We start from the raw sequence: 15,460 nt of genomic DNA on the forward strand, positions 1-15,460 counted from the left end.
CGAAACTGTCGGACCCTCCCGGTAACGTGGAAATCAGGGGGTTCCCCCTCGGGAAATGGTGTTGCGGTCCGGGCTGCGCGGGCGCCGGACGGCGCCAGCCGGAAGTGTCGGTGGGGCGCGCTAGCGTGGTCCGCGTGGCACCGAACTGGGAACAGTCCCTCAGCTCGCTGCTCGGCTCGACGAGCGGGCCGAGCGGGGCTCCGTTGGGCGTCGAACTGACGCTGGCGACGGAGCCGTTGCTGTCACGCGCCCGTGGACCGGCTCCGACCCTGTTCGCCAAAGTGGTGCGGCAAGGGCGGAGCGGCTGGGTGAGCGGTGGTGTCTCGTGGGCCAGGCTGAATCCGTTCGAGGGGTACGACGAATCGCACGTCCGGCTTCTGCGCCAGATGTACGCGGTCTACCAAGCCCAGGACATGTACCAGCGTGACGAGAAGGTCATCGACCTGTCCCTGTTCGACACGCGTCACTTGTGGGCTCTGCTCGACGAGGCGCAGGAGATCGGCGTGACGTTGCTGCACGCGACGTACGGCTCCGCCGAACTGTGCCTCGACGCACACGACGGCAGCGAACTGGTGATCACGCCCGTCGTGCGAGTCAACGGCGTGGCCGATATCGTCCCCGTCCGGTTCCTCGGCGATGGATACGGCCTCGTGTATGTCAACCGGGAGGAACTGGACGAGACCGGCGAGGTCGACGACTGCCAGATCGGCCTGGCCAAGCTGACCAAACAGGCGCCGAAGTCCTTGCAGGACATGCTGTTGGGTGAGCACCGGATGCGGATTCCCGCCGCCGAGCGGTCCCGGTTCGTCGACCGCTACTACCCGCGCCTGCGGCACACCGCGCGGTTCGTCTCGACCGACGGATCGTTCACGCCGCCGTCGATATCCGGGCCGACGCTGCGGCTGAACGCGTCCTATCGGGACGATCACCAGCTCGACCTGGACTGGGAATGGCTCTACCGGATCGGGAACTCCGAACTGCGGGCACCGCTCGGCTCGGAGCCGGAGGCGTACCGCGATCCCGGTCAGGAGCAGGAGATCCTCGCGCGCCTGACGCTCGTCGAACCGGTGGACAAGACCCTGTGGGACCTGGCCACCATGCGGTTCACCACCGAGGTGCTGCCGCAGGTCGAGGAACTGCCCGGCGTGGAGGTCGAGGTGTTCGGCGTCCGGCCGGACTACCGGGAGGCTGGATCGGTCCAAATCGGGGTGTCGACCGAGGAGATCCCGGGCAAGACCGACTGGTTCGACCTGACCGTGTCGGTCACCGTGGACGGCCGAGGTGTGCCGTTCATGGACGTCTTCCTGGCGTTGACCAGGGATCAGCCGTACCTCATCCTGCCGGACGGCGCCTATTTCTCGTTGCAGAAACCGGAACTGCGCACTCTGCACAAGCTGATCATCGAGGCGCGCGGCCTGATCGACCAGCCGGGCGACTCGCTGCGGATCAGTCGGTTCCAGGCAGGGCTGTGGGACGACCTGGCCAATCTCGGCGTGGTGGAACGCCAGGCGCGGGCGTGGCGCGAACAGGTCCGTGGCCTGCTGGATGAGCCTCCGTCGTTCGACGTCCCGGAGTCGCTGGACGCCCGGTTGCGCCCGTACCAGGTCGACGGGTTCCGCTGGCTGACTTTCCTGTGGGAGAACCAGCTCGGCGGCATCCTGGCCGACGACATGGGCCTCGGCAAGACGCTGCAGGCGCTCGCCCTGATCTGCCACGCGGCCGCCGGCACGCCGTTCCTCGTGGTCGCCCCGACCAGCGTGGTGTCCACCTGGGAGGCCGAGGTCGAGCGGTTCGCGCCCGGTCTGCGTATCGTGTCCATTGCGGACACCCTGCGGCACAAGGACCTGGCCTCGATGATCGTCCAGGCCGACGTGGTGGTCACGTCGTACACGTTGATGCGCCTGGACTTCGAGCAGTACGCGAAGCAGCCGTGGGCCGGGATGGTGCTGGACGAGGCGCAGGTGGTCAAGAACCACCAGTCGAAGGTGCACCAGTGTGCCCGGCGGATGCCCGCGCCGTTCAAGGTGGCGATCACCGGGACGCCGATGGAGAACAACCTGATGGAGCTGTGGGCGCTGCTGTCGATCACGGCGCCCGGCCTGTTTCCCGACCCGGTCCGGTTCCAGCAGTACTACGCCCGCCGGATCGAGCGGACCGGCGACCCGGAACTGCTCGCCCAGCTACGGCGCCGGGTCCGGCCGTTGCTCAAACGCCGGACCAAGGAACAGGTCGCGGCCGACCTTCCGGCCAAGCAGGAACAGGTGCTCGAAGTCGAGCTGCATCCCAAGCACCGCAAGGTGTACCAGACCCACCTGCAACGGGAACGCCTGCGGATCCTCGGCATGGTGCACGACATGAACGCCAACCGGTTCACGATCTTCCAGTCGTTGACCAAGCTGCGGCAGCTGAGCCTGCACCCCGCGCTGATCGACGAGAAGCACCAGGATATGCCGTGTGCCAAGCTCGACGCGCTGCTCGACCAGTTGCACGACGTCGTCGCGGGCGGTCACCGCGCACTGGTGTTCAGCCAGTTCACCAGCTTCCTCGAAATCGTGCGCGCCCGGCTTGAGGTCCCGTACTGCTACCTCGACGGCGCCACCCGCAACCGTGGCAAGGTCGTGCGGCAGTTCAAGGACGGCACGGCGCCGGTGTTCCTGATCAGCCTCAAGGCCGGTGGCTTCGGCCTCAACCTGACCGAGGCCGACTACTGCTTCCTGCTCGACCCGTGGTGGAATCCGGCGACCGAGGCCCAGGCGATCGACCGGACGCACCGGATCGGCCAGACCCGGAACGTGATCGTGTACCGCCTGATCGCCAAGGACACGATCGAGGAGAAAGTGATGGCGCTCAAGGCGAAGAAGGCGGAGTTGTTCGCCAGCGTGCTCGACGAGGGCGACATGTTCGGCTCCACACTGGACGCCGACGACATCCGCACCCTGATCTCCTGACCCGGAACGGCTCCCGACGCCCCCACCCGCGCATGTGATCGTGCCGCCAAGGTCGACACACGGTGCCGCAGCGCCACGATCGTCACGTCGTGCCGCACCACGGCCTCCCCTGGCGCGTTGAGTTCGCAGTCGCCGCTGATTTCCCAGCGAGATCGCGCCTCAAGGTACCCCCACGCGGATTGCGCGGTGCCGCAACGCGCATCTCGGGATGCTGGAACCCGCCCCTCGCGGTGCCGGAATGGTCAACACGAGGTGCCACAACGCACATCTCAGGATGCTGGAACCCGCCCCTCGCGGTGCCGGAATGGTCAACACGAGGTGCCACAACGCACATCTCAGGATGCTGGAACCCGCCCCACACAGTGCCGGAACGGTCAACACGAGGTGCCACAACGCGCATCTCAAGGTGCCGCAACGGTGGACACGAGGTGCCACAACGCGCATCTCAGGATGCTGGAACCCGCCCCACACAGTGCCGGAACGGTCAACACGAGGTGCCACAACGCGCATCTCAAGGTGCCACAACGCGCATCTCAAGGTGCCGCAACGCGGATTGCGCGGTGCCGCAATGGTGGACACGCAGTGCCACAACGCGCATCTCAAGGTGCCGCAACGCGGATTGCGCGGTGCCGGAATGGTCGACACGAGGTGCCGCAACGGGTATCTCGGGCGGGGCTGGGCGTTGGCCGCTGTTTGGGTTGTGGGGGTCGTTATTCCGCGTCGGCTGTTACTGCGGTTCGGTCGTCGAACTGGGTTCGGTAGAGCTCGGCGTAGCGGCCGCCTGCCGCCAGGAGTTGTTCATGGGTGCCGCGTTCGATGATGCGGCCGGCTTCGACCACGAGGATGAGGTCGGCGGCGCGGACCGTGGACAGGCGATGGGCGATCACCAGTGCCGTGCGGCCGGCAAGGGCTTCGACAAGGGCTTCCTGGACGGCTGCCTCGGAGGAGGAGTCCAGGTGGGCGGTGGCCTCGTCGAGGATCACCACGCGAGGTTTGGCCAGCAGCAGGCGGGCGATGGTGAGACGTTGGCGCTCGCCGCCGGAGAGGCGGTAACCACGTTCGCCGACGATGGTGTCGATCTGGTCGGGCAAGGAACGGACAAGGTCGGCGAGGCGGGCGCGGGTCAGCGAGTCCCAGATCTCCTCGTCGGTCGCCTTCGGGTTGGCCAGGCGCAGGTTGTCGCCGATGGACTCGTGGAACAGGTGGCCGTCCTGCGTGACCAGGCCGATGGTGTCGCGGATGGACTCGAACGACAGGTCCTTCACGTCCACTCCGGCCAGCCGGACAGCGCCGGAGTCCGCGTCGTAGAGCCGGGGTGTGAGTGACGCGATCGTCGACTTGCCCGCACCGGACGAGCCGACCAAGGCCACCAACTGGCCGGGTTCGGCCCTGAAGGAGATGCCGTGCAGCACTTGGTCCCCACCTCGGGTGTCCAGTGCCGCGACGTCTTCCAGCGACGCCAGCGAGACCTTGTCGGCCGCCGGGTAGGCGAAGTCGACGTTGTCGAACTCGATCGACACCGGGCCGTCCGGCACGGCCTTCGGGTTCGGCTTCTCCTTGATCAACGGCGGCAGGTCGAGCACCTCGAAGACCCGCTCGAAGCTGACCAGCGCGGTCATCACGTCCACGCGCGCGTTCGCCAGCCCGGTCAACGGCTGGTACAGCCTGGTCAGCAACAGCGCCAGGGTGACGACCGTGCCCGCGTCCAGGGAACCTTCCAGGGAAAGGTATCCGCCGAGTCCGTAGACCAGAGCCAACGCCAGCGCGGACACCAGCGACAAGGCAGTCATGAACTGCCACTGGTTCACCGCCGTGCGCACGCCGATGTCCCGCACGCGACGCGCCCGCCTGCCGAACTCCGCCGACTCGTCCTGCGGGCGGCCGAAGAGCTTGATCAGCGTGGCGCCCGGCGCGGAGAACCGCTCGGTCATCTGGGTCGTCATCGCGGCGTTGTGCCCGGCCGCCTCCCGCTCCAGCCCGGCCAGCTTGCGGCCCATCCGGCGCGCGGGCAGGTAGAAGACCGGCAGCATGATCAACGCCAGCAACGTGATCTGCCACGACAGCGCGATCATCACGACCAGCGTGAGCACCAGGGCGATGATGTTGTTGGTCACCATGGACAACGTCATCGTGAAGGCGCGCTGCGCCGCGATCACGTCGTTGTTCAGCCTGCTGACCAACGCGCCGGTCCGGGTGCGGGTGAAGAACGCGACCGGCATCCGCTGCACGTGGTCGAACACGGACTGCCGTAACCGCAGGATCAGTTCCTCGCCGATGCTCGCCGACCGCCAGCGCTCGACCATGCCGACCACGGCGTCGATCACCGCGATCGCGGCGATCACCAGCGCGAGGCCGACGACGACGCTCGAGTCCTCCCGGTTCATGATCGCGTCGACCACCCGGCCCGCGATCACCGGAGTGGCCACGGCGAGCACCGCGGAGATGGCGCTGAACAGCAACAACGCCAGCACGGCGCCGCGCAGCGGCCGGGCGAACCGGACGATCCGGCGGACCGTCTCCCGGCTGACGCGTTGGCCTCCTTCCTGCATGGCGCTCTCCAACGCCATCCAGGACGAGAAGTTCATGTCCACGGTGTGCTCCCCACGCGGATTTCGGACGGGCGCCCTCAGTGTGCGACCTCAACCAAGGTCGAGGTCAACTTTCCGGGCTCCGCGACCTTAGCGCGCGGGTCCGACAATTCCGGACGAATCGCAGGTCAGCCGCTGTATCGCCGGGAACTGTCGGACCCCTGCGGTAACGTTGAAATCAGGGGTTCCCCCTGAGGGAATTCCTGGTGCGGGGAGGGATGGGCTGGGGCGGTTCGCGTGACTGCCGAGGCGCGGGGCCACAGCCTCGACGATCGCCGAGGCGCCGACTCCGCGGTTCAGCCATCGCTGAGGCGCCATCAACAACGGCCGAAGCACCAGGCCCGACGCTTCACCAACCACCGAGGCAGCGGGCCGGCGACCTCGACAACTGCCCGAGCACCGGGCCTGCGGCTTCACCGACCGCCGAGGCGCCAGCCCTGCCCATGTGACTTGGCGTGCCACAGCCGCGCATAAGCCCCATCGGCGGCGATCAGCGACTCGTGCGTGCCGGTTTCGACCACGCGACCGGAGTCGACGACCACGATCTGGTCGGCATCGACGACGTTGTTCAGCCGGTGGGCCACGAGAACCACCGTGCTGTACTGGGCCAACTGGCGGATGGAACGCCGCAGATAAAGCTCGTTCTCGGGGTCGAGTGCGGCGGTCACCTCGTCCAGCAGCACGATCGGTGCCTGTTTGAGCAGAGCCCGTGCGATGGCGACGCGCTGCCGCTCGCCACCGGAGACGGACACTCCGCCTTCGCCGACCCGGGTCTGCCAGCCGTGCGGGAGGCGCGCGACGATCTCGTCCACGCCTGCGAGGCGCGCCGCTTCGGCCAGTTCCGCGTCCGTGGCCTCGGGACGTCCGAGGCGGATGTTGGCCGCGAGGGTGTCGTCGAACAGGTAGACGTCCTGGGAGACCAACGCGAGCTGGCGAGTCAGGTCCTCGGTACGCAGATCGCGCACGTCGACGCCGCCGACCCGGACAACACCCTCCTGAACGTCCCAGAACCGGCTGATCAGCCGGATGACGGTCGTCTTGCCGGACCCCGACGGCCCGACCAGCGCGGTGACCGAGCCGGGCGGCACGGTGAGCGAGAAGGACCGCAGGACTGGCGTTTCCGGCGAGTAGCCGAAGCTGACGCGGTCGAGGTCGATCTGTCCCGGCCGGGTCAACGGCGCGGACGCGGACGGTTCCGGCATCCCGGGTGTCCGGAGCACATCGGTGAGCCGGCGGAGATCATTCCCGGCGATCCGGATCGCACCCGCGTACTCGCTGACGTCGGCGAGCGGCCCGGCGAAACGGAACGCGAGCGCGGTCAGCGCGACAGCGGCGGCGGGCGTGACGGCTCCGTCGAGCGCGAGCCACACGCAGACCAACATGAGCACGGTCACCGCGAGCTGCACGGCGAGACCGCTCACGCTCAGGCCGACCACACCGTGGCCGAGGGTGCGGCGGCGGATTCGCTGCTGCTCCGAGATGGCGTCCTCCAGCGGCTGGTAGCCGTGGACGCCCCGGCCGAACGCACGCAACACCCGCTGGTTACGGCCGAACTCGATGACGCGGGTGCCTGCCTCGACATCGGCGGCGTGGTTACGTGCCTCGCCACGGGCGAGGGTCCATGCAGCGAAGCGGAACGCCAACGCGAGCACCGGAATGGACACCGCGGTCGCGAGTCCCAGGCGCCAGTCGTAGAAGAACAGGGCGATGGTCACAGTGGTGGGCGCCGCGACGCTGATCACCAACGGCGACAACAGGTGCGCGAAGATTCCTGTGATCATCACGGTGCCGTCCGTGGCCACGCGTGTCAGCCGTCCGGTGCGGTCGGAATCGAACCAGCCGAGCGGAAGGCTCACCAAATGGTCGCCGAGACGCTGGTGCAACGACGACATCGTCTTCAGCGCCGCGGCCGAGCCCCGCATGGTTTGCACGTACCGCACGACGCATGCCGCCAGGGTCACGATCGCCAAGGCCGGCAGATGCCTGCCGATGGCGTCCCGTTCGCCGGACGCGAGATCCTCGACCACGGGCACGAGCAAGGCCGCGGCGATACCGCTGAGCACGCCGTATCCGGCAGTCCAAGCCAGGTAACGGTTCAGGATGCGCGGGCCGAGCAGCAGCCGCAGATCGGTGATCACGCTGGAACCTCCTCGTGCGCTGTCCACATGCGCGCGTACTGTCCTTGCGCGGCAAGCAGTTCGGTGTGTGTGCCGGTTTCGACGACCTGTCCGCGGTCGAGTACGACGATCTGGTCGGCGGGGGTGATGGTGGACAGCCGGTGCGCGATCACGAGCACCGTCCGGCCTTCCGCCAGGCGCGAGAGCGCGTCCTGGATCGCGGCCTCCGACTCCGGGTCGGCGAAGGCGGTGGCCTCGTCGAGGACGAGCACGGGCGTGTCGGCCAGCAGCGCCCGGGCGATGCTGACCCGCTGTGCCTCGCCGCCGGAGAGCTGAACGTCCTGTCCGGCAACAGAGTCATAACCACGCGGCAGTGCGGTGATCCGGTCGTGGATCTGTGCCGCACGACAGGCAGCCCGGATCTCCGCGTCTGTCGCTTGTGGACGGCCGAGTGCGACGTTGTCCCGGATCGAGCCGCCCAGCAGTCGCACGTCCTGCAGCACGAACCCGACGTGGCGGTAGAGCTCTGCCGGGTCGATGTGCCGGACGTCCACACCGCCGATCCGGATCGCGCCACCGGTCACGTCGTGGAACCGGAGTAACAGCGTGGCCAGCGTCGACTTCCCGGAGCCGGACGGCCCCACCAGCGCCGTGACCGACCCGGGCTCGCAGGTGAAAGTGACCCCGTGCAGGACATCGTGATCGTCGTAGGCGAACTGAACGTCGTCATACTCGACCCGTCGGCCTGCCGGACGCTGTGGTGACGCGGGCGCGGGCAGCGGCGCGACATCCAGCAACTGCTGGATACGCAGCGCGGCGGCCGCGGCGGCACGTTGGTTCAACGCGCCGAAGCCGAGCGGCTCGATCGCGACCGGGACAACGCACGCCAGCAGCACACAGCCCAGCGCCTCACCGGGACTGACCCAGCCCTGGCCGACGAACCACACCCCGCCGACGATCGTGACCAGGCCGACCACAGGCGCGGAAACAGCCAGTCCCGCCAGCGCTTCGACGCGGTTCATCGGCTGCACCCAGGCGGCGAAGAAGTCCGTGTACTCGGCGGCGGCCTGCCGGTAGGCGGCGTGTGCCTTACGGGCCCGGCCGAACGCCTTCACGACAGCGATGCCCGAAATGAACTCGACCACGGCACTGCTCAGCCGCGCGTTGCTCTCGTCGAGCTTGCGCATGACCTCACTGGAACCGCGCTCCATCCACACATACGCGGCCACATACAACGGGATCGTCGCCACCGCGAGCAAGGCGAGACGCCAGTCGAGCACCACGAGATAGGCCAGCGCGCCCAGCGGCGTCACGGCCGCTGCGGTCATCTCGACCGCGTGATGGGCAACCAGTTGGTGCAGGGCGTCCACGTCACCCATCGCGGTCTTGCGCAGCCGTCCGGAGGAGTTCCGGGCGAACCAGCCGAGCGGGACCCGGCCGAGGTGGGCGATCATCCGGCGGCGCAGGATCGCCTGCAACCGGACATCCGCCACGTGCGTGATCGTCAACGCCGCGCTCAGGAAAACGCCGCGCAGCACCAGTCCGAGGACTATCAGGACCGCCACCACGGCCGCCCGATCCCGGTCGATCGACGGCGCCAGCAACGTATCCGCCAGCTCGACCAGCCCCACGAACGGCGCCAGCCCGGCCAACGCCCCCACGGCGCTGAGCACACACGCCAGCCGGATCCGGCCGATGACGGGACGACGCACTTGTGCAAGCGCTCGTTTGCTCTCGTCTGGGTCATGAACCATGGGCACGACCCTGACGCGGCTCACCCGACGGCGTCTTGAACGATTGTTCCCGGGACGGTCCCGGCCTCGTGCCAGTCGCGGTACAGCGAAGCAGGCGTGTATCCCGCCAGTTCCCGCATGTCACGAGTGAGGTGGGACTGGTCGGCGAACCCGTAGCGGACCGCGACGTCAGCGGGCGCCGTCCCAGCCATGATCGCCTCGATCGCCGGCGAAAGCCGCACGATCATCGCCGCCCGCTTGGGAGTCACGCCGATCTGCGCGGTGAACCGCGACCACAGGCGCTTGCGGCTCCACCCCGTCTCGGCGGCGAGGTCACCGATGCGGCGCCGCCCGCCGCTGGCCGTGAGCTCCCGCCAGACGAACGCCACCTCCGGGTCGACGGAACGGTTCGAGTGCAGCTTCTCGGCGAGAGCCGCACGCAGTTCGCGGAACCGCTCGTCCCATCGCTCGGTGCCGGCGAGCGCGGCTCGGAGCTGACGGGCCTTGACGCCCCACAGGTCCTCGAAGCCGACGACTGTCCCGGCCAGCTCGGCGACCGCCCCGTCGAGGACCGCGTGCGCGGTGAGCGGCGAGAGATGGATGTCCACACAGGTCAGGTCCCGGCCGAGCGCCCGCGCCGAGCTGACTCCCACGCCGCTGGCGATGCCGGCCACCACCGGACGCGTCCGGTCGATCCGCAGCTCGCCGTCGAGGACGAGCACGATCGTCACCCCCGGCTGGGGCATGATCGGCATGTCCAGCCCACGCCCGGCCCGGTCGTGGTAGCCGATCAGTTCCACGCCGTCGTACGCGGGCCGGTCGGCCGTCCGGACGACCTCCCAGCCTCCGGCCTGCTCGGCCCGCAGAACCATGGTCCGAAAGTAGCCCAGGATCGAGGGCCTGTCGAACGATCGGACCAGGTGCGGGAAGATAGGCTGCCACGCCCGAACCCGACCTGGTACTGCGCAGGAGACGATGACCCGCTACGCACTTCTTGTCCTTCCTGCGATGAACCGGGTCTACGCGGAGGCGTCGATCGGGCTGACCATCGCCGAACTCGGCGTGTTCGACCAGGCCGTCCTCGGTGGACGGCTGTCGGAGATCACCGAGACCCGCATCGGCGGCGTGCCGTACATCGTGTTCGAGGCCGACGAGCTCAGCCGGCAGGACGCCGCCTACCTGGCGAACATGTCGACCATCTACGCGCTGTTCCGGCAGGAGGGACGCTTCCTCGACCCCGTCGAGCTGCGTTCGCTCGACAAGTTCAACGACGACCTGATCACCATCCAGAAGTACCAGGGCAAGACCAACGAGCACTTCACCAAGCTGTTGCTGAACGTCACCCTGCTGGCGTCGGCACGGGCGCGGGAGATGCTCGAACACCGGTTCCGGGTGCTCGACCCGTTGTGCGGCCGGGGAACCACGCTCAACCAGGCGTTGATGTACGGCTACGACGCGGCCGGGCTGGACATCGACCAGAAGGACTTCGAGGCGTACGCCACCTTCATCCAGACCTGGCTGAAACGCAAACGCCTCAAGCACGACGCGGAAGTCACGCGCATCCGCAGGGAACACAAGAACATCGGCCGCAGGCTGCACGCGTCGATCGGCGTCACCAAGGAAAGCTACAAAGCGGGTGACGCGCTCGAACTCACGTACGTCAACGGCGACACGGCGAAAGCGGCCGAGTTCTACAGGGCCGGCAGTTTCGACCTGGTTGTCGCGGACGCGCCGTACGGCGTGCAGCACGGCAGCCGGACCCAGCAGCAAGGCCTGCACCGCAGTCCACTCGAACTGGTCAAGGCGGCCGCGCCCGGATGGGCGAAACTGCTCAAACCCGGTGGGGCACTGGGGATTTCGTGGAACACGAACGTGGCGCGCCGGGAGGACGTCGCCGACGTGCTCGCGGACGCCGGGCTCGAACCGGTGGAAAGCGGGCCGTACCTGGACTTCCAGCACCGGGTCGACCAGGCGATCGTGCGCGACATCGTCGTCGCCCGCCGTCCATAGTGGAAAGGCAGGGCCGGGAAGCCCTGCCGCACACCATGATCAGTCCTCGGGGTCCTGCTCGCGGGGCGCCTTGTACGGGTCCGCGTCGCCCGCGGGCTTGGCGCCGGTCGCGATCCTGGCGACCTCCTCGTCGGCCTCCTTGACCTTGGCGAGCAGGTCGTCGATCCGCCGGGCGTCCTCGGGGATCGTGTCGGCCACGAACGTCAGCGTCGGCGTGAACCGCACGCCGGTTCCCTGTCCGACAAGGGAACGGAGCACGCCCTTGGCACTGTCGAGCGCCGCGGCGGCGCCCTTGGTGTCCGGCTCGGCGTTGAGCGAGTCCCCGAAGACCGTGTAGTACACGGTCGCGTCCTGCAGGTCACCGGTCAGCTTGACGTCGGTGATGGTCACCAGCGTCAGCCGAGGGTCCTTGACCTCGTGCTCCAGCGCGGACGCCACGATTTGTTTGATCCGCTTCGCAAGTTTGCGGGCGCGGGCCGGATCGGCCACGGCGCTCCCCTCCTCATCATCACTAAAACTAGTCGTCCTCGGGACCGACGAGCCGGTGCCGGGCGGACAGCAGCTGCAGCTCGGGGCGGCCGGCCACGAGCCGTTCGCACGAGTCGAGCAGCTCACGCACGTGCGCGGCGTCAGGCGCCACTGCCGCGACACCGATCAGCGCCCGGCGGTGCAGATCGAGGTGACCGGCTTCGGCCACACTCACCTCGAACCTGCGCCGCAGCTCGGCGATGACCGGCCGGACAGCCGACCGCTTCTGCTTGAGCGAGTGGACGTCACCGAGCAGGATGTCCAGCTCGAGTGCACCGACGTACAACGGGCATCACCGTGTGGGTAGTCGCCGGAACCCGGGTGGGGCTTGGCGGACCAAGCCCCACCCGGATGGACATCAAGCGCGCGGCTTCTCGCGCATCTCGTAGGTCTCGATCACGTCGTCGACCCGGAGATCGCTGTACGAGCCGAGCGTCAGACCACATTCGTAGCCCTCGCGGACCTCGGTCACGTCGTCCTTGAACCGGCGCAGCGAGCTGACCGGCAGGCTCTCCTGGATCACCTTGCCGTCCCGGATCAACCGGGCCTTGGCGTTGCGCCGGATCTCGCCGGACATCACCAGGCAACCCGCGATCGTGCCGAACTTGGAGGACTTGAACACGTCGCGCACCTCCGCGCGGCCGAGCTCGACCTCCTCGAACTCCGGCTTGAGCATGCCCTTCAGCGCCTGCTCGATCTCGTCGATCGCCTGGTAGATCACCGAGTAGTAGCGGATGTCGATGCCCTCGCGGGTGGCCAGGTCGGCCACCTTCGACTCGGCCCGCACGTTGAAGCCGAGGATGATCGCGCCGGACGCGATCGCCAGGTCGACGTTCGCCTTGGTGATACCACCGACACCGCGGTCGATGACCCGCACCTGGACCTCGTCGCCGACCTCGATCTTCATCAGCGCGTCCTCGAGTGCCTCGACGGTACCCGAGTTGTCGCCCTTGATGATCAGGGTGAGCTCGCCGGTCTCCTTCAGCGCCGAGTCCAGGTCCTCCAGGGAGTACCGCTTGAACTTCGCCGCGTTCTGCGCGTTGCGGGTCCTGGCCTGACGGCGCTCGGCGATCTGCCTGGCCACCCGGTCCTCGTCCACGACGAGGAACGTGTCACCGGCACCCGGCACCGACGTGAAGCCGATGACCTGCACCGGACGGGACGGCGTCGCCACCGTGACGTCCTCGTTGTACTCGTCGACCATCCGGCGCACACGGCCGTACGCGTCACCGGCGACGATCGAGTCACCGACGCGCAGCGAACCGCGCTGCACCAGCACCGTGGCGACCGGGCCGCGGCCGCGGTCCAGGTGCGCCTCGATCGCGACACCCTGCGCTTCCATGGTCGGGTTGGCCCGCAGGTCCAGCGCCGCGTCGGCGGTCAGCAGGATCGCGTCCAGCAGGCCGTCGATGTTGATGCCCTGCTTGGCCGAGATGTCCACGAACATGGTGTCGCCGCCGTACTCCTCGGCGACCAGGCCGTACTCGGTGAGCTGCTGGCGGATCTTGGCGGGGTTCGCCCCCTCCTTGTCGATCTTGTTCACCGCGACCACGATCGGCACGTTGGCCGCCTGGGCGTGGTTGATCGCCTCCACCGTCTGCGGCATCACGCCGTCGTCGGCCGCGACCACGATCACCGCGATGTCCGTGGCCTGCGCACCACGGGCACGCATGGCGGTGAACGCCTCGTGACCCGGGGTGTCGATGAAGGTGATGAGCCGCTCGTTGCCTTCCAGCTCGGCCTTCACCTGGTACGCACCGATGTGCTGGGTGATACCGCCGGCCTCGCCCGCGATCACGTTCGCCTTCCGGATGGTGTCCAGAAGCCGCGTCTTACCGTGGTCGACGTGACCCATGACGGTCACGACCGGTGGCCGTGCCTCCAGCGCCTCTTCGCCGCCGGTGTCCTCGCCGTAGGTGATGTCGAAGGACTCGAGCAGCTCGCGGTCCTCCTCCTCCGGGCTGACGACCTGCACGGTGTAGTTCATCTCGGTACCGAGCAGCTCGAGCACGTCCTCGGAGACGGACTGCGTCGCGGTGACCATCTCACCGAGGTGGAACAGCACCTGCACCAGCGAGGCCGGGTTGGCGTTGATCTTCTCGGCGAAGTCGGTCAGCGAGGCACCGCGCGGCAGCCGGATGGTCTCCCCGTTGCCCTTGGGCAACCGGACACCGCCGACGCTCGGCGCCTGCATGTTGTCCATGTACTCCTGGCGCTTCTGCCGCTTCGACTTGCGGCCACGGCGCGAGGGACCACCGGGACGGCCGAACGCGCCCGCGGCACCGCCGCGACCGCCGCCGCCACCGGGACGGCCACCGCCACCGCGGAAGCCACCACCGCCGGCCGGGGCACCGCCGCCGCCACCGGGGCCACCGCCACCGGGACGGAAGCCGCCACCGCCGCCACCGCCTCCGCCGCGGAAGCCACCGCCTCCGCCGCCACCGCCGCCGCCACGGAAGCCACCGCCTCCGCCGCCGCCACCGGGACGGCCACCGCCGCCACCAGGGCCGCCACGGCCACCGCCACCACCACCGGGACCACCACGGCCACCGCCACCGGGACCACCGGCGGGCCGCTGCGGACGCGGCGGCATCATGCCCGGGTTCGGGCGCGGCGGCATGTTGCCTGGGCTCGGCCTGGGGCCCGACGGACGGTCACCGCGGTCACCGCGCGGCGCGCGGTCCTGCCGGTCGCCACCTGGGCGGGGGCCACGCTCGGGACGGTCGCCGTCGGGACGGCCACCACCCGGACGCGGAGCGGACGGACGAGGCGAGGGAGCGCCGCCGCCGACACCGAACGGGTTGTTGCCCGGCCGCGGCGCGCGCGGTCCAGGCTTGGGGGCCTGCGGACGCGGCGGAACCGTGGTGCCGCCACCGCCGCCGCCCTGCTGGGACTGCTGCTGCTTCGGCCCCGGGCGCGGACCCTGCCGCGAGGGCGCGTCCGTCCGCGCGGCAGCCGGCTTCTGCTGCTGGGGCTGTTGCTGGGTCGTCTGCGGCGCCTGCTGCTGGGGCGGCTTCGGACCGGGCCGCGGGCCGGGCTTGACGCCCGGACCGGCCGGCTTGGCCGGTGCCGCCTGGAAGGTCGCCGTGTTGCTAGCCGTGTTGTTCGCCGATGTGGCGCTCGCCGCCGCCGGAGCGGGCTGTGCCTGCTGGGCCGGCTTGGGCGTGGCGGGCTTGGCCGGTGCGGCCGGAGCCGCCGGGGCGGCGCTCGCCGCGGCCGGAGCCGCCTGCTGGGGCTTCTGGGGTGCCGGCTTCGGGGCCGGCGGACCGGGCCGCGGGCCCGGCTTGGCGCCACTGGGCTTGGCGCCCTTGGCGTCGCCCTGCTTCGGGTACGAATCCCGGAGCCTGCGCGCCACCGGCGCCTCCACGGTGGAGGACGCCGACTTCACGTACTCGCCGAGGTCGGCGAGTTTCGTGAGTACTTCCTTGCTCGTGACACCGAGCTCTTTCGCGAGCTCGTGCACGCGGGCCTTGCCTGCCACTGCTCTCCTCACTGGGGAGGCCGGCGGCAATTACCCGCTCGACCTCGTCCTACCG

Annotated in this window: 9 protein-coding genes; 2 read left to right on the forward strand and 7 right to left on the reverse strand. The window is 69.0% G+C overall.

What is annotated here, in order from left to right:
- Positions 1-134: 134 nt before the first annotated feature.
- Entirely contained in the window at positions 135-2,948 is a 2,814-nt protein-coding gene (locus tag GC106_RS04385; protein WP_312872406.1) for a DEAD/DEAH box helicase, read from the forward strand.
- Between the two features lie 710 nt (positions 2,949-3,658).
- On the opposite strand, the gene GC106_RS04390 is transcribed toward GC106_RS04385, so the two are convergent.
- From GC106_RS04390 to GC106_RS04405, 4 genes are all read right to left on the reverse strand, one after another.
- Positions 3,659-5,533, reverse strand: coding sequence for an ABC transporter ATP-binding protein (locus GC106_RS04390; RefSeq protein WP_217280074.1), 1,875 nt, complete (start codon positions 5,531-5,533; stop codon positions 3,659-3,661).
- A 416-nt stretch (positions 5,534-5,949) separates the two neighbouring features.
- The gene (locus tag GC106_RS04395) at positions 5,950-7,674 is read right to left on the reverse strand and encodes an ABC transporter ATP-binding protein (RefSeq protein WP_173124509.1); all 1,725 of its coding nucleotides are present in this window, start codon (positions 7,672-7,674) and stop codon (positions 5,950-5,952) included.
- A complete protein-coding gene (locus tag GC106_RS04400) occupies positions 7,671-9,365 on the reverse strand; it encodes an ABC transporter ATP-binding protein (RefSeq protein ID WP_312872407.1) in 1,695 nt (564 codons plus the stop codon). The genes GC106_RS04395 and GC106_RS04400 overlap by 4 nt, the downstream gene beginning before the upstream one ends.
- Positions 9,366-9,427: 62 nt before the next feature.
- Positions 9,428-10,258, reverse strand: a complete 831-nt coding sequence (locus GC106_RS04405; protein ID WP_173124513.1) for a helix-turn-helix domain-containing protein — start codon at positions 10,256-10,258, stop codon at positions 9,428-9,430.
- Positions 10,259-10,361: 103 nt separating this feature from the next.
- Here GC106_RS04405 and GC106_RS04410 point away from each other — a divergent pair, with 103 nt between their 5' ends.
- Complete coding sequence (locus GC106_RS04410) at positions 10,362-11,396, forward strand: TRM11 family SAM-dependent methyltransferase (protein WP_173124515.1); 1,035 nt, start codon at positions 10,362-10,364, stop codon at positions 11,394-11,396.
- 39 nt (positions 11,397-11,435) lie between these two features.
- On the opposite strand, the gene rbfA is transcribed toward GC106_RS04410, so the two are convergent.
- From rbfA to infB, 3 genes are all read right to left on the reverse strand, one after another.
- Positions 11,436-11,885 (reverse strand): 30S ribosome-binding factor RbfA, encoded by a 450-nt coding sequence (gene rbfA, locus GC106_RS04415; protein WP_173124517.1) that lies wholly within the window; start codon positions 11,883-11,885, stop codon positions 11,436-11,438.
- Between the two features lie 28 nt (positions 11,886-11,913).
- Entirely contained in the window at positions 11,914-12,210 is a 297-nt protein-coding gene (locus GC106_RS04420; RefSeq protein WP_173124519.1) for a DUF503 domain-containing protein, read from the reverse strand.
- Positions 12,211-12,282: 72 nt separating this feature from the next.
- Positions 12,283-15,405 (reverse strand): translation initiation factor IF-2, encoded by a 3,123-nt coding sequence (infB, locus tag GC106_RS04425; protein ID WP_173124521.1) that lies wholly within the window; start codon positions 15,403-15,405, stop codon positions 12,283-12,285.
- Between the last annotated feature and the right edge of the window lie 55 nt (positions 15,406-15,460).

Origin of the sequence: Kibdelosporangium persicum, assembly GCF_013280595.1 — a bacterium.
GTDB classification, from domain to species: domain Bacteria; phylum Actinomycetota; class Actinomycetes; order Mycobacteriales; family Pseudonocardiaceae; genus Kibdelosporangium; species Kibdelosporangium persicum.